Raw genomic sequence first — 21,897 nt, forward strand, 5'->3', positions numbered from 1 at the left:
TCAGAGCTCCCGCACGTCCAGCAGTGGGCGAGCCACGTCGTAGCCGACCACCGGTCCGTCGCGGCACACCAGCAGCGGGCCCAGCTGGCAGTGGCCGCACCACCCGATACCGCACTGCATGTTGCGTTCCAGCGACACCCGGATAGCGGTGTCCGCCACCCCCTTGTCGAGCAACGCCAGGGCACCGAACCGCATCATCGGTTCCGGACCGCACAGAAATGCCGTCACCCGGTCGGCCTGCAGCGAGAGCCGCCGCAGCGGTTCGGTGACGAAACCCGTCTCACCCGGCCAGCCCTGGATCGGCACATCGACGGTCAGATGCACCTCGAGTCGCGAATCCTGTTGCCAGCGTTCCAGTTCCGCGGCGTAGAGGAAGTCCTTGCGGGCCCGCGCACCGGCGATCAGGATGACCCGGCCGTAGCGGTCACGGTGCGCCAGCGCGCCGAGAACCACCGGGCGCAGCGGGGCCAGGCCCACCCCACCGGCGACGATCACCAGGTCGCGCCCCACCGCGTCGTCCACACCCCAGCTGGTGCCGAACGGACCGCGCGCCCCCAGTGTGCTGCCCGGTTCGGCGGCACACAGTGCGGCGCTGACCGCGCCGACCGAGCGGATGGTGTGGGTGATGGTGCCGTCCGACACTGACGGGTCGCCGCTGACCGAGATGGCCACCTCACCAACCCCGAAGGCGTAGAGCATCATGAACTCCCCCGGCCGCGGTGCCGACAGTTCGGTGGCCACCGGCTCCAGGCACAGCGTCACCGAGTCGGCGTTCTCGATCACCTTCGAGCGCACCCGGTAGGGCGTCGGCGCCATCGCCGAGGATCCCGGCACCCAGCCTCGCGTCACCGCCTCGGTCACCCCTGATCCCCCGGATCCCCGGCCAGCCGGGCGAAGGTCGCCATCTCCTCGGTGATGTCGATTCCGGTGGGACACCAGGCGATACAGCGCCCGCACCCGACGCAGCCGGAGCTGCCGAACTGGTCATGCCAACTGGACAGTTTGTGGGTGAGCCAGTGCCGGTAGCGCGACGGTCCGGATTGGCGGACCGGGCCCTCGTGGACGAGGGTGAAGTCGAGTTCGAAGCAGGACGCCCACTCCATCCACCGCTCGGCATGCTCGCCGGTGAGGTCGGTGACCTCAGTTGTGCTGGTACAGAAGCAGGTTGGGCACACCATGGTGCAGTTGCCACAGGTCAGACAACGACTCGCGACGTCCTCCCAGTGCGGGGATTCGCGGGCCTCGATGAGCAGCCGGCGCAGATCGGTCTCCGGCATGTGGCGGCCCATCGCGTGCGCGGCGGCGGCGACCTGCGCGGCGGCCGACTCGGTCTCGGCGGGCCCGGCGGCCCGGTGCGGCACGGCGGCCAGGATGTCGGCGCCCGCCGCGCTGCCGGTTTCGACCAGGTAGCTGGGCTCCTGGCCGTCGAGCCGTTCGGTCAGAGCAAGGTCGTAGCCGGACCGGCAGGCCGGCCCGGTGTCCATCGAGGCGCAGAAGCACAACCGGCCGGGTTCGGTGCAGTTGACCGCGATCACGAAAGCCGGTGCGCGTCTGCCGACATAGGACCCGTCGGGGTGGGCGCCACCGGAGAGCACCCGGTCGAGCACGCCGATGCCGGCCAGATCGCAGCCGTGCACCCCGACCAAGGCATACCGGGGTTCGGGCCCGTCGGCGGCATCGACACCGTCGGCGCCGCATCCCCACAGCTTCTGGCGCGGCCGGTGCAGGAACTGCTTCCAGGACTGCGGGCCGCTGGAATGGCCGAACACGGCGGAATCATCGCGGCGGCGCAGCTGATAACTGCCCGGTGCGACGTCGACGCCCCAGCCCCGAGGCAGATCGTCGGCACTGGTCAGTTCGGCGAGCACGATCGCGTTGTCGCGCAGCGTGGGACCCACCACCGTGTAGCCACGCCGGCCTAGCTCCTCGACGAGCCGGTGCAAACCCGTGCCGTCGAGAACGACGGCATCGCTGGTCGCCATGCTGTCATCGTCGCGCACCGGCATGGCCCGGCGCGTGGGTCATTCGGGGTACCGGTGAGGGCCTAAAGTCACCTCACCCCCAGCGTTCACCGGATTGCAACCTGACCTGACTAGCGTCCGGGCCATGTCTGCCGATGCGGATCACCTGGACGGCCTGCAGCACGATGTCGACGAGCTGCTGGGAACCTTGTCGGACGCCCAGGCCCGATGGCAACCCTGGACCGACCCGGTCGCACCCGAAAATCGCTGCAGCGCAATCAACCTCGTGCATTACTGGGCGCTGCGCCAGTACGATCTGCGGGATCTTCAGGGCCGGCTGGCCACCTTGGGATTGTCCTCGCTCGGACGCAGCGAAGGCCATGTCCAGGCCACGTTGGCTTCGGTGTCGGCGGCCATCGCGGCCATCCGCGGCCAGGGCTGGCAGCCGCCGACCGAGGCCACCGTCACCCCGGAGCAGGGAACGGAGCTACTCAACCGCAACGCCGATGCGCTGCTGGGGCCCGCCGCCGAGGACCGGGCCGCCCGGATCATGGTCACCCTGCCCTCGGAAGCCGCCACCGATATCGGATTGGTGAGCGCCCTGATCGGCTCCGGCATGCGGATCGCCCGGATCAACTGCGCCCACGACGACGCCGACGCCTGGAAAGCCATGGCCGCCAACGTCCGAGCCGCCGCCGCCCGGGCCGGCCTGTCGTGTCTGATTGCGATGGACCTGGCCGGGCCCAAGCTGCGGACCGGCCCGCTGCAGGACGGCCCGCAGGTGGTCCGACTGCATCCGAGCCGCAATGTGCGCGGCCAGGTGGTGGCCGCCGCACGGGGCTGGCTGACCTCCGGCCAGCGCCCCGCCCGCGCCCCCGAACCGGGCCTGACCACGGTGCCGGTGGATCCCGGGTGGCTGAGCCGGCGGACCGAAGGTGAGGAGCTGCTGCTGCACGACAGCCGCGGCTCCAAACGACGGCTGCTGGTGGGAGCGACGCTCCCCGGCGGCGTGGTGGTCACCACCGAGAAGACCACCTACCTGGAGACCGGCACCGTACTGACGGCGTCGGATCCCGCCCGCGACACCACCGTGGTGGGGGCGCTCCCGGTGGTCGACGAGGCCATCAAACTCGCCGCCGGCGACGTGCTGCGGCTGACCCGCGACTGCACGCCGGTCCCCGCCGACGAAGACCCGCCCCGGATCGGGTGCACGCTGCCCGAGCTATTCGACAGCGTGGAGACCGGTGAGCGAATCTTCTTCGACGACGGCAAGATCGGCGGCCAGGTCGTCGGCATCCACCCGGACTGGGCCGACATCCGGATCGACCATCCCGCGCGCGGAACGGTGAAGCTGCACGCCGGGCGCGGTATCAACGTCCCCGACACCGACCTGACCGTGTCGGCACTGACCGACAAGGACCTCGCCGACCTGTCGACGGTGGTCGCCATCGCTGACGTCGTGCAGTTCTCGTTCGTCCGCGAGCCAGCTGACGTGATTCGCCTCTTCGAGGAACTGACCCGACTCGGTGACACCGATCTCGGGGTGGTGCTCAAGATCGAGACCCGGCTGGCCTTCGAGCATCTGCCCCAGTTGATGCTCACCGCCATGCGCCGCCCGAACGTCGGGGTGATGATCGCGCGCGGTGATCTGGCCGTCGAATGCGGCTACGAGCGGATGGCGGAGGTCCAGGAGGAGACGCTGTGCCTGTGCGAGGCGGCTCATCTACCGGTGATCTGGGCGACGCAGGTGCTCGAGCAGCTGGCCAAGACCGGCCTGCCGTCCCGGGCCGAAATCAGTGACGCCGCAATGGCCGAGCGCGCTGAATGCGTGATGTTGAACAAGGGGCCCTACATCACCGACGCGGTGGTCGCCCTCGACGACATCCTGGGCCGGATGGCCGGCCACGAATACAAGAAGAGTTCACTGCTGCGGCCGCTGCGCTCGTGGGCGGCCAGCACGCCGTAGTCAGGCAGGGCAGTCAGAGCAGGGCAGTCAGAGCAGGGTGCTCAGAGCACCCCGGGTGCGGGGTCGTGGCCGAGTTGGTGGGCCAGCGCGTCGTCGACGGTCCGGTGGCGGAACCGGTGGCCCAGCGTCTGCAGCTTTGCCGGTAGCACCCGCTGGTCGGCCTCGGCGAGCTCACGGGCGCCCTGCTCGCCCAGCAGCAGCCGCGGGCCGATCGAGGGCACCGGTAGCAGCGCGGGCCGATGCAGCGTGGCGCCCAGTGCAGCGGTGTAGTCGCTGTTGCGCACCGGATCGGGGCCGACGGCGTTGACCGGACCGGACAACCGCTCGTCCCAGAGCGCGCGGTAGTACACGTCGAGCAGATCGTCGAGGCCGATCCAGGACAGCCACTGCCTGCCGCTGCCCAGCCGCCCGCCCAGTCCGGCGGCGAACAGCGGGCGCATCAGGCGCAGTGTGCCGCCGGCGGCGGCCTGCACGATTCCGGTGCGTACCAGTACCGTCCGCAGGCCGGCGTCGGCGGCAGGGGCGGTGGCGGCCTCCCAGTCGGCGACCACGTCGGCCAGGAACCCGTCGCCGCGGTCGCTGTCCTCGCTCAGCACAGCGTCTCCGCGGTCATAGCCGTAGATGCCGATCGCCGACGCACTGATGAACGCGCGCACCCCTGAGCCCGATCCGGCGGCCAGCTCGGCGAGCGTGCGGGTGGGTTCGATGCGGGAGTCCCGGATGGCCCGACGATGCGACTCAGTGAACCGTCCGGCGATCGACTCGCCGGCCAGATGCACGACGGCATCCACACCGTCGAGCAGGTCGGGCGCGGGATCGGTTGGCTCCCAACGACGTTCGTCGATGCCGGCCGGATTGCGCCGCACCAGCCGGATCACCCGATGGCCGCCGGTCGACAGCATCGCCGCCAGCGCCGTGCCGACCAGACCCGACGATCCGGTCATCGCGACGACCAGGCTGCCCGCACCAGCGGCCGCCGCGTCGCGGTGTGCGGCGAGGTCGTCGGCGAGTTGCCGGTGCCGGTAGGCGAACGTCGAGCGCAGCGCCGCACCGGGGACCGTGGTGTCGACGATGTCGTGCACGCGGGTGGTGCCATTGCCGGCGTCGCTGTACCGGTGGGTGTGCCGCCACCAGCCGATGACCCGCGGCGGCAGCGTCATCAGACCGTCTGAGGACAGCACGTCGACGAACTGGTGGGGCGGGTCATAGCCGGCCGGATCGTGGCGGGCTATCCAGCGCAGCCCAGCGGGCAGACCGAGGATCGCCACACCGTCGGCCAGCGAACTCGTCTCGGCGACCACCCGCATCGGCTGCCAGGGCGGCACCAGTCTGCGCATCGCTCCGGGCCTGGTGTGCCAGGCGAACACCTCGTCGAGCGGATGGTCGACGATGCTGGCGTATTCGATACCCACGATGGACATTCGGAGCAGAAGCCCGCTCGGATTGGCCCGCGGACTGGTGGGCGTCAGCGGTGCTCGGAGTCCTCGTCGGCCTTGGCCGTCTCCCCGGCCTCGTCGGCAGACTCCGCCTCCTCAGCCTCGTCGGCGCTCCGTGCCTCATCGGCCTCGTCGACCGGGTGGACGGCAGCTTCCTCGGCCGGTTCCGGCAGTTCGGGCTCGTCGTCGCTGGGCAGGTCGGACTCCGGGTCCTCGGAGACCACCTCGTCCGGGTGCTCCTCGGCGGGGAGCTCCTCCGACAGTTCCTCGGGCAGGTCCTCGGCCGGGTAGTCGGCGTCGAACGTGGAGTACGTCGAGTCCACGACGTCCTCGTCGGAGTAGGCGATCGCCGGCTCGTCGGCCGGCTCGGGCTCGGCAGCCGGCTCCTTGTGCGAGCGCTCCCGGATCGCGTCGACGATCAGCAGGATCACCCCGAGGACGCTGGCCGCGATGCACACCCAGGCGACCAGCTCATTACTGGTGACGACCGCGGTGACCAGGGCCGCCAGGCCGATCACCGCCAGTACCAGCGCAACGATCAGCATGGGTCAACCTCCGGCAGCCAGATTCTTCGGTGGACTCGGACCCCGACCCGACGGAACAGCCCGAGGGAACGGCCCGGCGAAACCTTAGTTGTTGCCCCGGTTGAACTGGTTGAACGCGCCGCCGTCGGTGGCCGCACCGGAGTCGACCGGCGCCGCCGAGCCGCGCTGGCCCAGTTCCTCGAGCTGAGACTCCAGGTAGGTCTTGAGGCGGGTCCGGTACTCGCGCTCGAAGGTGCGCAGCTGCTCGAGCCGGCCTTCCAGCACGGTGCGCTGCTGGTTGATGGTGCCCATGATCTCGGAGTGCTTGCGCTCGGCGTCGGCCTGCAGGGCGTCGGCCTTCTCCTGGGCCTGCCGCAGCTGGGTCTCCGACCGGGTCTGCGCGTCGGCCAGCATCGCCTCGGAACGCTGCTTGGCGTCGGCGACGGTGGTCTCGGCGGTGTGCCGTGCCTCGGAGAGGATCTGGTCGGCATTGGCGCGCGCATCGGCGAGCAGCTTGTCGGCCTCGGCCTTGGCCGTGCCGGTCAACCGGTCGGCGGTGTCCTGGGCCAGGCTCAGCACCCGGGCGGCCTTGATGGCCTGCTCCTCGCTGACCGACGGCGACGGCGCGGGCGCCGGCTGCGGTGCGGGGGCCGGTGCGGGCTCCGGCTCAGGCTCGGGCTGGTATAGCGGGATCGCCTGGGTGGGCTGCGGGACGCCGCCACCGGCACGGGCCGAGGCCAGCTCCTGGTCGAGTTCGCTGACCCGCTGACGCAGGTCGGAGTTCTCCTCGATCAGCCGGGTCAGCTCGTTCTCCACCAGGTCGAGAAAGGCGTCGACCTCGTCCTCGTTGTAGCCGCGCTTGCCGATGGGTGGCTTGCTGAACGCCACATTGTGCACGTCGGCCGGTGTAAGTGGCATTGCCTGCCCCCTTGAGTCTGGACGGTCGAACCGATGTCAAAGTGTAGAAGAACGCATGTCGCGTTCATCGTTCCGTACTGTAACTGGCGTCCATCCTGTCACACCAGAACCGTCGGTTGCGCGCGAGACCAATAATTAAGAGCGAATTTCAAACTTTCCGCCCTCTCCGCTCGGCGCGCCTCACCCCGTTTCGTGAACTTCCGGAGTAGTCTGCGCGGTCTTGATCAGGCCGCCGCAGCCGCCGCGTTGAACGCCAGCTGCATCCCGATGAACGCCACCAGCAGCAACACCATGATCGACAGGTCGAAGCGCACCGCACCGATCGTCAGCTGCGGTATCAGCCGGCGCAGGAGCTTCACCGGAGGGTCGGTGACGGTCATGATCGCCTCGAGGACCACCACGGTGACGCCACGCGGATGCCAATCCCTGGCGAAGGAGCGGATGAACTCCACGACGACCCGGGCGATGAGCAGCAGCCAGAAGATGAACAGCGCGAAACCCAGGATTTCGAAGAACAGCGCCAACTAAAGCCGGTCCTTACTCAGCAGCGGATGTGACATTGCCGACATCGCTGGGGTGACTCCAGCGCGACGCCGCCAGCCTACCTAGTAGACGGGCGGCGCCGGATGTCGGCTGAGTCACTGATAGCTGTAGAAGCCCGCCTCGGCGATCCGGCGGCGCTCCTCGGCACTGACGTCGACGTCAGCCGGGGACAGCAGGAAGACCTTCGTGGCGACCTTGTCGAACGAGCCACGCAGGGCGAAGGCCAGACCGGCGGCGAAGTCCACCAGCCGCTTGGCGTCGGCGTTGTCCATCGAGACCAGGTCCATGATCACCGGCTGACCATCGCGGAACCGCTCACCGATGGTGCGGGCTTCGCTGTAGTCCTTGGGGCGCAGCGTAGTGATCTTCGACAGCGGGCTGCCCGCCTCGAACAGTTCGGCCATCCGGCGAGGGTCCATCGCCAGCGCGCCGCGGGTGGAACCGCGCAGCGAACCGAACCGCGAAGGGCGCGGCATGTCGTCGAACTCGCGCGAGCGGAACCGCGGCTCCTCGGCATAGGGGGCGCGGAAGCCTCCGGTCGGCGCGTAGTCGGCCTCGCGCGGGTCGTCGTATTCCCGGGCGCCGCGAGGATCCCGGTCGTCGTACCGGCCGGGACGCTCGTAGGTGTCCTCGGCGAAGCGCTCACCGCGACGCGGGTAGCCGCCGCGGCTGGCGCCGCGATCGTCGTCGTCGTAGTACTCGTCGTCGTAATCGTCCATAGGGGCCATCCCGAAGTAGGCCTTGACCTTGTGGAGAGTGCTCATCGCTGGACCCTTCTAGAGCGTGAAGTTCGGTGTCTGTGATGAAGATGTGACTGGAGTGACTACTCAGGGAGACGTTAGAGGACGTTGTCCCAGAAGCGCTGTACCGACACGCACACACGTCGAACCGTGTCGCACTGCGGCTTCCAGGTCACCGGACATCCCGGCGGACAGTTCGGTGGCCTCCGGATGCCGGTGCAGCACGCGGCGGTGTTCGCAGGCCAGTGCCGCGAACGCGGTGTCGGGGTCGGCACCGCGCGGCGGGACGGCCATCAGTCCGATCAGCGACAGCCCCTCGGCGTCGGCCACCTGGTCGCAGATCGCGTCGACGGCGGCCGGATCACCGATGTCCACCCCACCGCGTTCGGTGTCCCCGTCCAGGCTGATCTGCACGAAGACCTTCACCGGACCGGTCCGCAGACCGTGTTCGATGGCCTGTTGGGCACCGCGGTCCAGTGCGGTCACGACTTTCGGGGCGCTCAGCGAGTGCACCGTATCCGCCCATGCCGCAATGTGTTTGGCCTTGTTGCGCTGGATCTGGCCGACCATGTGCCAGCGCACGCCCTGGGCTGCCGTCAGGGCCTGCAGCTCGGTCACCTTGGCCGAGGCCTCCTGGTCGCGCGACTCCCCGAAACTGCGGCACCCCAACCGCCAGAGGATCGCCACATCACTGGCCGGGAAGAACTTGGTGATCGGCAGCAGCTCCACGTCTGCCGCGTCGCGCCCGGCTGCCTGCGCGGCGGCGGTCAGCCGGTCCCGTAGCCCGGCCAGCGCCGCGGCCAGATCCGATTCGCGGTCGCTCATTCCATCCACACCAGAGCTGCCAGCCGGCCGGTCGGCGCGCCACGGCGGTGGCTGAACAAATTCTTGTCGGCCACGGTGCAGCGCGGGTCGATGTCGATGGCCTTGACACCCGCGGCCTGCAATTGGCGGGCGATCCCGGCGCGCAGATCCAGCCCGGCGGTCCCCCGCGCCGTGGTGGTCCGGCTGCCGGGCAGGCGGGCTTCGACCTCGGCGGCCATGGCGTCCGGTACTTCATAGTTGGCCCCACTGACCGACGGACCCAGCAGCACGGAGATGTCCTCGGTCCGGGCGCCGGCGGCCAGCATGGCCTCCAGGGTGCGCAGCACGACACCGTTGGCCGCGCCGACCCGTCCGGCATGTGCCCCGGCCACCACCCCGGCCCGGGCATCGGCCATCAACACCGGCACACAATCGGCTGTCACCACGGCCAGCGCCAGTCGCGGCGTCGTCGTCACCAAGGCATCGGTGTCGTCGATCGGCTCGGTGCGTGGTGCGTCGACGACGGCCACGTGATCACTGTGGGTCTGGTTCATCCACACCACGTGATCCGGCGGCAACCCGACGGCCTTGGCCAACCGGGCCCGATTCGCGGCGACCGCGGCAGGATCGTCGCCGACGTGGTCGCCGAGGTTGAAGGTGTCGAACGGCGGTTTGGAAACTCCGCCGGCCCGAGTAGTGGTCACCCGGCGGATGCGAACAGTCACAGGACCCAGTATCCGGTCGCGTGACGGGCGGCGGTCAGTGCCGCATGAAGGGCGGCACGTCGACGTCGTCGTCGGAGATGCCGCCATCGTCGCCGCCACCGATCCGGACGGTGGCACCGTTGGTCGGAGCGGGCACGCTGGCCGCGTCGATCGGATCGAACAGCGACGAGCTGAGCTTGCCCGCTGCCCCCTGCGCAATGCCGGAGCCGGTGGCGGACGGCGCCGCGCCGACAACCGGCTTGCGGCTGGGACCGGCGGCGTCGAAGCCGGCGGCGATGACCGTCACCCGGACCTCGTCACCCAGCGAATCGTCGATGACGGTGCCGAAGATGATGTTGGCCTCGGCGTGCGCGGCGTCCTGGACCAACGAGGCGGCCTCGTTGATCTCGAACAGACCCAGATCGCTGCCACCGGCGATGGACATCAGCACGCCCTGGGCGCCTTCCATCGACGCTTCCAGCAGTGGCGAGTTGATCGCGATCTCGGCGGCCTTGAGCGCGCGGCCGTCGCCGCGGGCCGAGCCGATGCCCATCAGGGCGGTGCCCGCGCCGCTCATGATGCCCTTGACGTCGGCGAAGTCGACGTTGATCAGGCCGGGCGTGGTGATCAGGTCGGTGATGCCCTGCACGCCGTTGAGCAGCACCTCGTCGGCGCTGCGGAAGGCGTCCATCAGCGAGACGTTGGCGTCGCCCATCTGCAGCAGCCGGTCATTGGGGATGACGATGAGGGTGTCGCAGCTCTCGCGCAGGGCGGTGATGCCGGCCTCGGCCTGGTTCGAGCGGCGCTTGCCCTCGAAGGAGAACGGGCGGGTCACGACGCCGACGGTGAGCGCGCCGAGCTTGCGGGCGATGGTGGCCACCACCGGCGCGCCGCCGGTACCGGTGCCACCACCCTCACCTGCGGTGACGAAGACCATGTCCGCGCCGCGCAGCAGTTCCTCGATCTCGTCCTTGGCGTCCTCGGCGGCCTTGCGGCCGACCTCCGGGTCCGCGCCGGCACCAAGGCCCCGGGTGGAGTCGCGGCCGACGTCGAGCTTGACGTCGGCGTCGCTCATCAACAGCGCCTGGGCGTCGGTGTTGATCGCGATGAACTCCACGCCCTTGAGTCCCTGCTCGATCATGCGGTTGACGGCGTTGACACCGCCGCCACCGATGCCAACGACCTTGATAACGGCGAGGTAGTTATGCGGGGGGGTCATCGTCTCGTCTTTCCTCCCTGGTGGGGATCGGGGTGGGCGCGACACTCCCTGCTCTGCAAACCCTCAACCTCAACCTAAGGCTTAGAGTTATGTCAAGTAGTTCCGCGCAACCAGAACGGTATGGCCGGTCCGCGCCGTATTGGGGAGGCGCGCCGACGTGTCGCGGTCGAAATTTCCCGCGATGTCGATCACGCCGGCAACCATGACTACTTGACGGTCGGCAGGTCCGGGCTCGACACGTCGTAGGTCCGACCGGGCTGGGTCAGCAGCGCCGCGAGCTTCTCGGCCTTCTCCTGGGTACGGTCGGTGGTCCCCCACACCACGGTGCGGCCATCGGTCAGCGTCAACGTCACCGAGGCCACCGACGGCGCGGCCACCCGGCTCACCTGCCCGACCACGTCGGGGCTCAGCGCCGTCATCACCTCCAGCGCGGCGCGGGTCGGCTCATCGTTGGGCCCCGGATTGTCGACATCGATATAGGGCAGCCCCGGCGGCGGCGGCGCGGTGGCGAAGTCGACGCCGTCCTTGTCGAACAGGTGTGGGCCGTCCGGATAGTCCTTCACCACGATCGGGACGCGCTCGACGATCGTGATGCGCAGGGTCGAGGGGTACTCGCGCTGCACGCGCGCACTGGCCACCCGGCGAATACCGGCCACCCGATCGGCCACCGCGTCGGTGTTGATCTGCAGCAGGGGGGTGCCGGTCCGGACCTTGGCCGCGTCCACCACCTCTTCGCGGGTCACCGCTCCGATACCGGTGATCACCAGCGAGCGTGCCGACATCACCGGGGTGAAGTACAGGATCAGACCGAGACCGACACCGACGACGCTCAGCACGATCAGCCAGACCAGGAGCCGTAGCCCGCGAACAGTCCTGCGGCCCAACTGTTTCGGCGCCTCGTCCTGCTGACTGCTGACACGCCGCTTGGCCTCGCGGCGGGCCTCCTCGATGGCCCGAGCCCGGGCCTGGGCCTCGCGGCGTTCGGCCCGCTCCCGGCGGGCCCGGCGGCGCGGGCCCTCGAGATCGGACTCGTCGGTATCCAGGGCGTCCCCGGCGTCGTCAGTGTCCCCGGCGTCGTCGGTGCCCGGCGATTCCGGCGCGGCGTCAGGAGCGGCGGCGGTGGCTATGTCGTCGTCGAGATCGACGTTCTGCACGTCCTCACTCGCGGTTTCGCGCCCAGACGTCGGTTTCGGCGAATCAGGGGCGGGCGGTTGCGGCTCGGTCACCGCACCTCCCGGCCGACCTTGTCCTGGATCGCGGCCAGGATCTCCGGGCCGAGCATGGTCACATCGCCGGCACCCATGGTGACCACGACGTCGCCGCCCCGCACCGCATCCGCCACCCGAGCGGCCACCGCCGAGAAGTCCGCCACATAGCGCACCGGCACGCTGACGTACTCGGCGACTGTCGCCCCGCTGATACCGGCCAGCGGCTGTTCCCGCGCGGCGTACACGTCGAGCACGAACACCTCGTCGGCGGTGTCCAGGGCGGCGCCGAACTCACGCGCGAAAGTCTTTGTGCGGGAATACAAATGGGGCTGGAAGACGACGATGGCGCGTCCGCCGGTCTCCTGCGCCAGCCCCCGCAGCGTCGTGAGCGCCGCGGTGACCTTCGTCGGGTGGTGGGCGTAGTCATCGAACACCCGCACCCCGGCGCCGATCCCGATGAGCTCGAATCGTCTACGGACACCTTCGAATTGGGCAAGCGCCTCGAGCACGAGTTCTGGTTCCGCACCGGCTCGGGTGGCCGCGAGCAGAGCCCCTAGCGCGTTCAGCGCCATATGCCGCCCGGGCACGGCCAGTCGCATCGCTCTGGGGTTGGTCTCCCCCGCCAGCTGCACCGTCGCCACCGCGCTCGTACCCTGCTGGACCCAGTCGACCAGCTCGGCGTCCAGATCGCCGTGTCCGGCGCTGCCGTACCGCAGCACCGCGATGCCCTTGGCCGCCGTGCGATCGGCAAGTGCCGCTGCCCCCGGGTCGTCGGCACAGGCCACCAGGGTGCCACCCGGTCGCAACCGTTCCATGAACGCGTCGAAGACTTGGACGTAAGCCGCTTCAGTGCCGAAGAAGTCCAGATGATCGGCTTCGACATTGGTCACCACGACGATGTCGGGCTGGTACTCCACCAGCGAGCCGTCGCTCTCGTCGCCTTCGGCGACGAAGTACGGGCCGCTGCCGTTGTGCGCGTTCGTTCCCGCCTCGCCCAGGTCACCCCCGACCGCGAACGACGGGTCGAACCCGCAGTGCTGCAACGCCACGATGAGCATCGACGTCGTCGTGGTCTTGCCCGCGGTTCCGGTGACCATCAGCGTCGTGTCACCGGCCATCAGCTTGGCCAGCACCACCGGGCGCAGGATCACCGGGATACCGCGGCGGGCGGCCTCGACGAGCTCGGGGTTGGTCTTGGGAATCGCGGCGTGCGTGGTGATCACCGCCGTCGGGCCGCCGGGCAGCAGGTCCAGGTTGGCCGCGTCGTGGCCGATGCTGATCTGGGCGCCGCGCGCCCGCAGCGCCACCACGCCCCGGGACTCCTTGGCATCCGAGCCCGACACCAGTCCCCCGCGATCGAGCAGGATGCGGGCGATCCCGGACATCCCGGCGCCGCCGATGCCGACCATGTGCACCCGCTGCAGTTCCGGCGGCAGGCTCTTTGCGGCGCTCATCGGCCGGCCCTGGCGACGTCGAGAGCCACCTCGGCGACCCGGCGGGCGGCATCGCGGTGACCGACCTGCGCGGCCGCCGCGGTCATGGCGGCCAGTCGCGGGGCGTCGGTGAGCAGGCCGACGACCTCACGGCCGACGAACTCGCCGGTGAGGTCGGCGTCGGCGACCAGCAGGCCGCCACCGGCGTTGACCACGGGCAGCGCGTTGAGCCGCTGCTCACCGTTGCCGATCGGCAGCGGCACGTACACCGCAGGCAGCCCGACCGCCGACACCTCGGCCACCGTCATCGCACCCGAACGGCAGATGGCCAGATCAGCCGCGGCGTAGGCGAGGTTCATCTCGTAGAGGTAGGGCACCGCGACGTAGGGCGGGTCGCCCGGCTGCGGGGTGCGCAGGTCCAGGGTGTTCTTCGGACCGTGGGCGTGCAGCACCGAGATGCCGGCAGCGGCCAGGTCACCCGCTGCCGCCGACACGGCACGGTTGATCGAGGCCGCGCCCTGGGAGCCACCGAACACCAGCAGCACCGTGGCATCCTCGGCGAACCCGAAGTGGGCCCGGGCCTGCGCGCGCAACGCCGCCCGGTCCAATTCGGTGATCGAGGCGCGCACCGGCATGCCGACCACCTCGGCACCGGCCAGCCCCGAGTCCGGCACCGCGGCCAGCACCCGGCGAGCGCTGCGCGCACCGACCCGGTTGGCCACCCCGGCGCTGGCGTTGGCCTCATGCACCACCACCGGAACATGGGTACGCCGGGCGGCCAGATACGCCGGCACCGCGACGTACCCGCCGAACCCGATCACGACGTCGGCGCCGACATTGTCGAGCACCGCCCGGGTCTCACGCACCGCCCGCCGAACTCGCAGCGGCAGCCGGAACAGGTCGGCGTTGATCCTGCGGGGTAACGGCACCGGCGTGATGAGTTCGAGGTCGTAGCCGCGGTCCGGCACCAGCCGGGTCTCCAATCCGCGGGCGGTGCCCAGGGCGGTGATCCGCACGGTGGGATCGAGCGCCTTGAGCGCGTCGGCGACGGCCATCGCGGGTTCGACATGTCCAGCGGTCCCGCCGCCGGCCAGAACGACCGAGATCGACGCGCCACTGTCACTGCTGTTGTTGCCCGAGTCGCCGCGTTGCACACTGCCGTCGACTCCAGAGACACTCACCCGTAACGCTGACCTTCCAATGTGCGGGACCGCCGTGGCTGGCCGGCTCCGTGGTTGCCGTATCGCTGCGCCGCGCGAGGCGAAGCATCACCATGATGCCCTGAGCGCCGGGTGGGTCGCTCGGCCGTCCTCGTTTTGGCGGGTACCGCGGCACGCCCACGGGTGGGTTTCTTGTCGGGTTGTGCGGCCGCTTTCCTGGCCGGCTTTGCCGATCGTGCCGGCTTGGCAGCCTTGGCCGGTTTGGCCGCTTTGGCCGGCCTGGCACTCTCCGGACGGGAGCGCAGCCGATCGCGAAGCGCCTCCGTCCGCGACGGCACGTAGGGCTCGGGCATCGGCAACCGCAGCAGCCGGTTCATCCGGTCCTCGCGGCCGGCCCGCAGCGCGGCCACCGCCTCCGGTTCGTGCCGGGCCGCGTTGGCCATCAACCCGATCATGAAAAGTGTTGTGGCCGTTGATGTTCCACCGGCGGAGATCAGCGGCAGCTGGATCCCGGTGACCGGCAGCAGGCCGATCACGTAACCGACGTTGATGAACACCTGACCGATCACCCACATCGTGGCGGTGGCGGTCAGCAGCCGCAGGAACGGATCGGCCGAGCGCTTGGCGATCCGCATCCCGGTGTAGGCGAACAGGCCGAACAACGCCAGCAGGCCGAAGGCCCCGACAAAGCCGAGTTCCTCGCCGATGATGGCGAAGATGAAGTCGTTGTGCGCGTTGGGCAGGTAGTTCCATTTCGCGGTGCCCTGGCCCAGCCCGTCACCGAACACCCCACCGTTGGCCAGCGCGAACTTGGCCTGACGGGCCTGATAGCCCGAGCCCTGCGCGTCGGCACTGGGATCCAGCCAGGACCGCACCCGATCGGAGCGGTATCCGGCGGAGACCGCCAGGACCGCCGCGGCGGCGACCGCAGCCAGCACCGAGGACAGGAACACCTTCAGCGGCAGGCCCGCGTACCACAGCATGGCGAGCAGGATGATGCCCAGCGACACCGTCTGGCCGAGGTCGGGCTGGGCGACGATCAGCGCCAGCGCGATCACCGCCGCAGGCAACAGCGGAATGAGCATCTCCCGCAACGACGCCCGTTCCATCCGCCGGGTCGCCAGCAGATGCGAACCCCAGATGGCGAATGCGATCTTGGTCAGCTCCGAGGGCTGCATCGAGAGCCCTGCCACGACGAACCAGCCCCGCGAACCGTTGGATTCGTGTCCGATGCCCGGGATCAGCACCAGCGTGATCAACACGATCGTCACCGCGAACGAGAAGAACGACGTGCGGCGAAGGAAGGCCACCGGCACGCGCAATGCCACCCAGAACCCGAGCAGCCCCACGCAGGTCCACAACACCTGGCGGCCGAAGATCGCCCACGGCGACCCGTCCTCGTCGTAGGAGTGCACGCCGGAGGCCGACAGCACCATGGTCAGGCCGAGGGTGACCAGCAACGCCGCCACCGAGATGATCAGGTGGAACGACGTCATCGGACGGTTCAGCCAGGTGCCGAACTTCTTGTGCGGAACGAACCGGAGCTTGGCCGGGGCCTGGGCCGTGGCGACCGCGACGGCACCCGTCGCGGCATCACCGTCGGGCGTGCTCGTGGCCACACTGTCAGCAGCGTCGACTTCGGCACCCTCGGTGCTCTCGCCGCCCCGACGCCGTAGCCGGGACAGGATGGTGTTGGCCATGACCGCTACCGAGACGCGGAGCGCACGGCCGCAGCGAACGCGTCCCCGCGGTCGCCGTAACCGGCGAACTGGTCGAACGACGCACCGGCAGGGGCCAGCAGCACCGTGTCACCCGGGCGGGCCAGGCTGGCGGCGGCAGCGACGACCTCGGTCATCACCCGCGCTCCGAGCCCTGGTCCGGAGCCGTCGACCAGTCGAGTCCCATGAGCAACATCTGACTCAATAGTCCCTTGCACCCCAGCATCCTCCCGCGTCACAACCTGGATGACGGGGACATCGGGTGCGTGTCGCGATAACGCCTTGGCAACCACCGCGCGGTCACGGCCGATCAGCACGGCGCCGACCAGCCGGTCGGCCACCCGGGTGACCATCTCGTCCACCGAGGCACCCTTGAGCAGGCCGCCGGCTACCCAGACCACCCGCGGGTAGGCCAGGACCGACGCCTGTGCGGCATGCGGATTGGTGGCCTTCGAATCGTCGACGTACTGCACGCCGTCGACGACGCCGACGGCCTCGGCGCGGTGCCGGCCGACCCGGAAACCCGCCAGCGCCTCGGCGATCGCGGCGGCCGGCACCCCCACCGACCGGGCCAGCGCGGCGGCACCGAGTGCGTCGAGCACCCCGACCGGACCGGCCACCGGAATCGAGGCGGCCGGCGCCAGCGCCAGGTCATCGGCGAACGCACGGTCCACCAGCATGCCGTCGCGCACCCCGAGTTCGCCGGGCCCGGGCTCACCGAGCCGGAATCCGACCTTCACCGGTGCGGGAGCAGCAGGCAGCAGCGCGGCCGCCGGGGCGTCGTCGAGTCCGACCACCGCCACCCGGCCGGCCAGTGCCCGGGCCTTGGCGGCGGCATAGCCGGCGAAGCTGCCGTGCCAGTCCAGGTGATCCTCGGCGATGTTGAGCACCGCCCCCGCCTCCGGGCGCAGCGACGGCGCCCAGAACAGCTGGAAACTGGACAGCTCCACCGCCAGCAGGTCAGCGGGCTGCGAGAGCACATCGAGCACCGGGTCACCGATGTTGCCGCACAGCACAGCGCGGCGGCCGTCGGCCACCAGCATGGCGTGCAGCATCGAGGTGGTGGTCGTCTTGCCGTTGGTTCCGGTGACCACCAGCCAGCGCCGCGGTGTCCCGTAGTGACCGGCCGTATCCAGCCGCCAGGCCAGTTCGACGTCACCCCAGATCGGCACCCCGGCCGCGGCGGCAGCGGCCAGTACCGGCGCGGTGGGCGGGAAACCCGGGCTGGTGACCACCAGGTCGACGGTGTCCATGCCGGCGATGGCCCGCTGCGGCTCGATGACCCCGATCCCGTTCGCGGAAAACGTGTTCAGCGCGTCGGCGCTGTCGTCGCAGACCTGGATGTGCACGTCCAGAGTGGCCAGCGCGGCGACCACCGCACGGCCGGTGATTCCGGCTCCGGCGACCAGCACCCGCGCGCCGGGCGCCAGCGCCTGCAGGCTCGTCATCTCAGGCGCCGATGGCCGAGAGCCACTCGCCGTAGAACAGAGCGACCCCCAGGCCACACGCGATCGCGGTGAGCAGCCAGAACCGGATGATCACCGTCGTCTCCGCCCAGCCCACCAACTCGAAGTGGTGGTGGAACGGTGCCATTCGGAACACCCGGCGGCCGGTGGTGCGGAACGCCAGGATCTGCACCACCACCGAGGTCACCTCGGCCACGAACAGGGCGCCGAGCACGACGGCGAGCACCTCGGTACGGCTGGTCACCGACAGGCCGGCGATGATTCCGCCCAGCGCCAGCGAACCGGTGTCACCCATGAAGATCTTGGCCGGTGCGGCATTCCACCAGAGGAACCCGATGCACGCGCCCGCGCTCGCGGCGGCGATCAGTGCGAGATCCAGCGGGTCGCGCACGTTGTAGCAGCCCAGCCCCGGGGCCGTCGCGCAGGCATTGCGGTACTGCCAGAAGGTGATCAGCACGTAGGCGGCGCTGACCATCGCCATGCTGCCGCCGGCCAGCCCGTCCAGGCCGTCGGTGAAATTCACCGCGTTCGACCAGGCGCTCACCACCACGACGACGAACAGCACGAACAGCAGCGGGGTGAGCGTCACCGTGGCGATCTCGCGCACGTACGACAGCTCGGGGCTGCCCGGGGTCAGACCGTCGGAGTTGCGGAATTGCAGCACCAGGATGCCGAACAGGACGGCGGCGGTGATCTGGCCGACCGTCTTGGCGGTCTTGTTCAACCCGAGGTTGCGGGAGCGCCGGATCTTGATCAGGTCGTCGATGAAACCCACTGCGCCCAGCGCCGTGGCCAGGCCCAATACCAGCAACCCGGAGGCCGATGGGCCGCTACCGTCCATCGCGAGCCCGACCAGGTGGGTGCCGAAGTATCCGGCCCAGATCCCGGCGATGATCGCCACGCCACCCATCGACGGCGTGCCGCGCTTGGTCTTGTGGCTGGGCGGACCGTCTTCCCGGATCTCGTGGCCGAATCCTTGCTTGGTGAACAACCGGATCAGCACCGGGGTAAGCAGGATCGACACCGCCAGCGCGATGCCGACGGCGATGAGGATCAGTCTCATGTATCGGCCACCAGAGCCTCGGCCAGCGCTCCCAGGCCCGCGGCATTGGAGGCCTTGACCAGCACCACGTCACCGGGCGCCAGCTCGGCGCGCAGCAGTTCGAGGGCAGCGTCGGCGTCGGGGACCATGACGGATTCCGAACCCCAGGAACCCTCCATGACCGCCCCGTGGTGCATGGCGCTCATAGGCCTCCCGGTTCCGACGACGACGAGTCGACTGATATCTAAGCGCACCGCAAGCCTGCCGACGCGGTCATGCTCGGTTATCGAGTCTTCGCCGAGTTCACCCATCTCGCCCAGCACCGCCCAACTTCTTCTCCTGGACTGCGACCGCGCCATGACTGCCAGCGCCTGCAACCCGGCCCGCATCGAATCGGGATTGGCGTTGTAGGCGTCGTTGACCACGGTCACACCGTCGGCGCGGGTGCGCACCTCCATCCGGTGCCGCGACGCCGGGCCGGCACCGGCCAGGGCGTCGGCGATCTGAGTCAGGTCGGCGCCGCACTCCAGCGCGATCGCTGCCGCCGACAACGCGTTGCTCACCTGGTGCTCGCCGTGCACGGCCAGCGCAACCGGCACCGAGTCGGTGGCCGTGCGCAGGGTGAACCGGGCCCGGGCCAACTCGTCGAGTTCGACATCCTGCGCCCGCAGGTCGACACCCTCGGTGCGGCCCACCCGCACCACGCGGGCGACGGTCTTGGCGTCCATCGCTGCGACAAACGAATCATCGGCGTTGAGCACCGCCACACCGGACTCCGGAAGCGCTTGCACCAGTTCGGATTTCGTCTCCGCAATGATCTCCCGCGAGCCGAACTCGCCGAGATGGGCGGTACCCACGTTGAGCACGGCGGCGATCGACGGGCGCGCGATGGCGGCGAGCGCGGCGATGTTGCCGGGGTGGCGGGCGGACATCTCCAGCACCAGGAAATCGGTGTCGGTGGTGGCGCGCAGCACGGTCCACGGGTGGCCGAGTTCGTTGTTGAACGAGCCGGGCGGGGCCACCACCGCACCGAGCGGACGCAGTACCGCGGCGATCAGATCCTTGGTGGAGGTCTTTCCCGAGGAGCCGGTGATGCCGATGATCTTCAGCCCGCCCTCGACCAGCTCGGCGGCCACCGCCGAGGCCAGCTTGGCCAGGGCGGCCAGCACGGCCGCCCCCGAGCCGTCGGTGTCGTGTTCGAGCACCCCGGCATTCGCATCGGCTGCCGAGGCCGGCGGCACCACGATGGCCGGAACACCGACCGGGCGGGCGGCCAGCACCGCCACCGCACCGGCCGCCACCGCGGCCGCGGCGAAGTCGTGGCCGTCGGAGCGGGCACCGGGCAACGCCAGGAAGAGTCCGCCCGCGGTGACGGCGCGGGAGTCGAACTCCACGGTGCCGGTCACCTGGCGCTGCGCTGCCTCGTCCGGGCCGATGTTGGCGAGTTCTCCGCCGACGATCTCGGCGATCCTGGCGATGCTCAACGGGATCATGATGTGCTTTCCAACGATTCGAGTGCGAGTGCCAGTTCCTCGCGGTCGTCGAACGGCCGGGTCTGGCCGCCGCCGGTCTGCCCCTTCTCGTGCCCCTTGCCGGCGATCACCACGACGTCGCCGCGGCGCGCCCACGCCACCGCGTGCCGGATGGCTGCGCGGCGGTCCCCGATCTCGACCACCTCTACGCCGGTGCCGGCCTGGGCCGCACCGGACAGGATGGCCGCGCGGATGGCCGCCGGATCCTCATTACGCGGGTTGTCGTCGGTGACGACCACCAGATCGGCACGTTCGGCGGCGATCCGGCCCATCGGCTCACGCTTGCCCGGGTCGCGGTCTCCCCCGGCCCCGAACACCACCGCCAGCCGCGAACCCGGCCGGCGCAGCGTCTCGAGCACGGCCTGCAGTGCGCCGGGCTTGTGCGCATAGTCGACGACGGCCAGGAAGTCCTGCCCGCGCTCGACGGCTTCCAGGCGCCCGGGCACCGCCGCGTCCCGCAGCCCCGGCGCGGCCTGTTCGGGTGACACCCCGACCGCGTCGAGCAGGGCCAGCGCCAGCAGCGTGTTGGCGACGTTGTAGCGCCCGGGCAGGCGGATGCGCAGCCGGTGGTGCACACCGGCCGGATCCTTGGCGGTGAACTCCTGCACGCCGCTGTCGAGCACGACGATGTCCTGGGCCTGCCAGTCGGCCGGGTGACCCTCGGTACTGACCGTCACCACCTCGGCGGCGCGGCGGGCCATCGCCCGGCCTGCGTCGTCGTCGACGCACACCACCGACAGCGCGGCATGCACCGGCGAGGCCGGGTCGAACAGTTTGGCCTTGGCCTCGAAGTACGCCTCCATGGTCGGGTGGAAGTCGAGGTGGTCACGGGACAGGTTGGTGAATCCGCCTGCGGCGAAGCGGATTCCGTCCACCCGACCGAGTTCGAGGGCGTGACTGGACACCTCCATCACCGCGGTGTCCACCCCGTGTTCGGCCATCACCGCCAGCAGGGCCTGCAGGGCCGGGGCCTCCGGCGTGGTCAGCGCACTGGGCACGTCCTGCCCGGCGATGCGTACCCCGACCGTGCCGATGAGCCCGGGGACCCGCTCCGCCGAGCGCAGCCCGGCCTCGATCAGGTGGGTTGTCGTGGTCTTGCCGGAGGTGCCGGTGACGCCCAGGACGACGACCCGGTCGGAGGGGTGGCCGTAGACCGCCGAGGCCAGCTCACCGAGGACGGCCCGCGGGTTGGCGTGCACGAGCACCGGCACCGGGGCAGGGTCGTTGAGTCCGCGGTGGATGACGGCCAGCCCGTCGGCGTCGGTGAGGATGGCCACCGCGCCGTGTTGCAGCGCGTCGCCGGCGTAGGTTGCGCCGTGCGCGGACGAGCCGGGCAGCGCCGCGAAGAGGTCGCCGGGTAGGGCTTCCTGGCCGCGCAGCGTGACACCGGTGATCCGGACGTCGGGGACCGCGCCGCCGGCAGCCGGTACAGCGCCGATCCGGGTGGCCAGCGTCGGCAGTGCCACTGCGGGCGTCGTACGGGGCCGCAACGGGTTGGTCATCGGATTGACACCCTACCGAGC

General features: G+C 70.1%; 19 protein-coding genes. 1 reads left to right on the forward strand and 18 read right to left on the reverse strand.

All coding sequences use genetic code 11. The annotated features are described in order from the left end of the window. Both G6N35_RS08755 and G6N35_RS08760 read right to left on the reverse strand, forming a co-directional pair. The gene (locus G6N35_RS08755; protein WP_163807560.1) at positions 1 to 816 is read right to left on the reverse strand and encodes an FAD/NAD(P)-binding protein; all 816 of its coding nucleotides are present in this window, start codon (positions 814 to 816) and stop codon (positions 1 to 3) included. Between the two features lie 41 nt (positions 817 to 857). Continuing rightward, entirely contained in the window at positions 858 to 1,982 is a 1,125-nt protein-coding gene (locus G6N35_RS08760; RefSeq protein WP_163803900.1) for a 4Fe-4S dicluster domain-containing protein, read from the reverse strand. Between the two features lie 124 nt (positions 1,983 to 2,106). On the opposite strand from G6N35_RS08760, the gene G6N35_RS08765 reads away from it, so the two are divergent. Next, complete coding sequence (locus G6N35_RS08765) at positions 2,107 to 3,927, forward strand: pyruvate kinase (RefSeq protein WP_163803901.1); 1,821 nt, start codon at positions 2,107 to 2,109, stop codon at positions 3,925 to 3,927. A gap of 41 nt (positions 3,928 to 3,968) precedes the next feature. On the opposite strand, the gene G6N35_RS08770 is transcribed toward G6N35_RS08765, so the two are convergent. The 16 genes from G6N35_RS08770 to G6N35_RS08845 form a co-directional block, all read right to left on the reverse strand. Further along, positions 3,969 to 5,339: a TIGR01777 family oxidoreductase gene (locus G6N35_RS08770; protein WP_163803902.1), complete on the reverse strand. Its 1,371-nt coding sequence runs from the start codon at positions 5,337 to 5,339 to the stop codon at positions 3,969 to 3,971. Positions 5,340 to 5,392: 53 nt separating this feature from the next. Further along, entirely contained in the window at positions 5,393 to 5,908 is a 516-nt protein-coding gene (locus G6N35_RS08775) for a phage holin family protein (protein ID WP_163803903.1), read from the reverse strand. Between the two features lie 84 nt (positions 5,909 to 5,992). Continuing rightward, positions 5,993 to 6,805 carry a DivIVA-like cell division protein Wag31 gene (wag31, locus tag G6N35_RS08780; RefSeq protein ID WP_163803904.1) on the reverse strand — a complete coding sequence of 271 codons (813 nt, stop codon included), beginning with the start codon at positions 6,803 to 6,805 and terminating at the stop codon, positions 5,993 to 5,995. 224 nt (positions 6,806 to 7,029) lie between these two features. Then, on the reverse strand, positions 7,030 to 7,329 hold the full coding sequence (locus G6N35_RS08785) for a YggT family protein (RefSeq protein WP_163803905.1): 300 nt from the start codon (positions 7,327 to 7,329) through the stop codon (positions 7,030 to 7,032). 114 nt (positions 7,330 to 7,443) lie between these two features. Further along, positions 7,444 to 8,112, reverse strand: a complete 669-nt coding sequence (locus G6N35_RS08790) for a cell division protein SepF (RefSeq protein ID WP_163803906.1) — start codon at positions 8,110 to 8,112, stop codon at positions 7,444 to 7,446. Positions 8,113 to 8,175: 63 nt separating this feature from the next. Beyond that, complete coding sequence (locus G6N35_RS08795; protein WP_163803907.1) at positions 8,176 to 8,913, reverse strand: YggS family pyridoxal phosphate-dependent enzyme; 738 nt, start codon at positions 8,911 to 8,913, stop codon at positions 8,176 to 8,178. Next, positions 8,910 to 9,617: a peptidoglycan editing factor PgeF gene (gene pgeF / locus G6N35_RS08800; RefSeq protein WP_179967332.1), complete on the reverse strand. Its 708-nt coding sequence runs from the start codon at positions 9,615 to 9,617 to the stop codon at positions 8,910 to 8,912. Before pgeF ends, G6N35_RS08795 begins: the two co-directional genes overlap by 4 nt. A gap of 34 nt (positions 9,618 to 9,651) precedes the next feature. Continuing rightward, positions 9,652 to 10,815, reverse strand: a complete 1,164-nt coding sequence (gene ftsZ / locus G6N35_RS08805; protein ID WP_163803909.1) for a cell division protein FtsZ — start codon at positions 10,813 to 10,815, stop codon at positions 9,652 to 9,654. A gap of 206 nt (positions 10,816 to 11,021) precedes the next feature. Then, the gene (locus G6N35_RS08810) at positions 11,022 to 12,041 is read right to left on the reverse strand and encodes a cell division protein FtsQ/DivIB (RefSeq protein WP_407664522.1); all 1,020 of its coding nucleotides are present in this window, start codon (positions 12,039 to 12,041) and stop codon (positions 11,022 to 11,024) included. Beyond that, the gene (murC, locus tag G6N35_RS08815) at positions 12,038 to 13,477 is read right to left on the reverse strand and encodes a UDP-N-acetylmuramate--L-alanine ligase (protein WP_163803910.1); all 1,440 of its coding nucleotides are present in this window, start codon (positions 13,475 to 13,477) and stop codon (positions 12,038 to 12,040) included. The genes G6N35_RS08810 and murC overlap by 4 nt, the downstream gene beginning before the upstream one ends. Next, complete coding sequence (murG, locus tag G6N35_RS08820; RefSeq protein WP_281357068.1) at positions 13,474 to 14,610, reverse strand: undecaprenyldiphospho-muramoylpentapeptide beta-N-acetylglucosaminyltransferase; 1,137 nt, start codon at positions 14,608 to 14,610, stop codon at positions 13,474 to 13,476. The genes murC and murG overlap by 4 nt, the downstream gene beginning before the upstream one ends. Positions 14,611 to 14,633: 23 nt before the next feature. After that, positions 14,634 to 16,316 (reverse strand): putative lipid II flippase FtsW, encoded by a 1,683-nt coding sequence (gene ftsW / locus G6N35_RS08825; RefSeq protein WP_163803911.1) that lies wholly within the window; start codon positions 16,314 to 16,316, stop codon positions 14,634 to 14,636. Positions 16,317 to 16,321: 5 nt separating this feature from the next. Continuing rightward, positions 16,322 to 17,782 carry a UDP-N-acetylmuramoyl-L-alanine--D-glutamate ligase gene (murD, locus tag G6N35_RS08830; RefSeq protein WP_163803912.1) on the reverse strand — a complete coding sequence of 487 codons (1,461 nt, stop codon included), beginning with the start codon at positions 17,780 to 17,782 and terminating at the stop codon, positions 16,322 to 16,324. 1 nt (position 17,783) lies between these two features. Next, positions 17,784 to 18,863 (reverse strand): phospho-N-acetylmuramoyl-pentapeptide-transferase, encoded by a 1,080-nt coding sequence (mraY, locus tag G6N35_RS08835; protein ID WP_163803913.1) that lies wholly within the window; start codon positions 18,861 to 18,863, stop codon positions 17,784 to 17,786. After that, complete coding sequence (locus G6N35_RS08840; RefSeq protein WP_163803914.1) at positions 18,860 to 20,335, reverse strand: UDP-N-acetylmuramoyl-tripeptide--D-alanyl-D-alanine ligase; 1,476 nt, start codon at positions 20,333 to 20,335, stop codon at positions 18,860 to 18,862. The genes mraY and G6N35_RS08840 overlap by 4 nt, the downstream gene beginning before the upstream one ends. Further along, positions 20,332 to 21,876, reverse strand: a complete 1,545-nt coding sequence (locus G6N35_RS08845) for a UDP-N-acetylmuramoyl-L-alanyl-D-glutamate--2,6-diaminopimelate ligase (RefSeq protein WP_163803915.1) — start codon at positions 21,874 to 21,876, stop codon at positions 20,332 to 20,334. The genes G6N35_RS08840 and G6N35_RS08845 overlap by 4 nt, the downstream gene beginning before the upstream one ends. Positions 21,877 to 21,897: the final 21 nt, after the last annotated feature.

Origin of the sequence: Mycolicibacterium anyangense (assembly GCF_010731855.1) — a bacterium.
In the GTDB taxonomy this organism is placed as follows: Bacteria; Actinomycetota; Actinomycetes; order Mycobacteriales; family Mycobacteriaceae; genus Mycobacterium; species Mycobacterium anyangense.

Excerpts from the sequence above, each read along its gene's own strand:
- G6N35_RS08755 (WP_163807560.1), bottom strand. The coding sequence starts at position 816 with ATGGCGCCGACGCCCTACCGGGTGCGCTCGAAGGTGATCGAGAACGCC.
- G6N35_RS08760 (WP_163803900.1), bottom strand. The coding sequence starts at position 1,982 with ATGGCGACCAGCGATGCCGTCGTTCTCGACGGCACGGGTTTGCACCGG.
- G6N35_RS08765 (WP_163803901.1), top strand. The coding sequence starts at position 2,107 with ATGTCTGCCGATGCGGATCACCTGGACGGCCTGCAGCACGATGTCGAC.
- G6N35_RS08775 (WP_163803903.1), bottom strand. The coding sequence starts at position 5,908 with ATGCTGATCGTTGCGCTGGTACTGGCGGTGATCGGCCTGGCGGCCCTG.
- wag31 (WP_163803904.1), bottom strand. The coding sequence starts at position 6,805 with ATGCCACTTACACCGGCCGACGTGCACAATGTGGCGTTCAGCAAGCCA.
- G6N35_RS08790 (WP_163803906.1), bottom strand. The coding sequence starts at position 8,112 with ATGAGCACTCTCCACAAGGTCAAGGCCTACTTCGGGATGGCCCCTATG.
- G6N35_RS08795 (WP_163803907.1), bottom strand. The coding sequence starts at position 8,913 with ATGAGCGACCGCGAATCGGATCTGGCCGCGGCGCTGGCCGGGCTACGG.
- ftsZ (WP_163803909.1), bottom strand. The coding sequence starts at position 10,815 with ATGACCCCCCCGCATAACTACCTCGCCGTTATCAAGGTCGTTGGCATC.
- murC (WP_163803910.1), bottom strand. The coding sequence starts at position 13,477 with ATGAGCGCCGCAAAGAGCCTGCCGCCGGAACTGCAGCGGGTGCACATG.
- ftsW (WP_163803911.1), bottom strand. The coding sequence starts at position 16,316 with ATGGCCAACACCATCCTGTCCCGGCTACGGCGTCGGGGCGGCGAGAGC.
- murD (WP_163803912.1), bottom strand. The coding sequence starts at position 17,782 with ATGACGAGCCTGCAGGCGCTGGCGCCCGGCGCGCGGGTGCTGGTCGCC.
- mraY (WP_163803913.1), bottom strand. The coding sequence starts at position 18,863 with ATGAGACTGATCCTCATCGCCGTCGGCATCGCGCTGGCGGTGTCGATC.
- G6N35_RS08840 (WP_163803914.1), bottom strand. The coding sequence starts at position 20,335 with ATGATCCCGTTGAGCATCGCCAGGATCGCCGAGATCGTCGGCGGAGAA.
- G6N35_RS08845 (WP_163803915.1), bottom strand. The coding sequence starts at position 21,876 with ATGACCAACCCGTTGCGGCCCCGTACGACGCCCGCAGTGGCACTGCCG.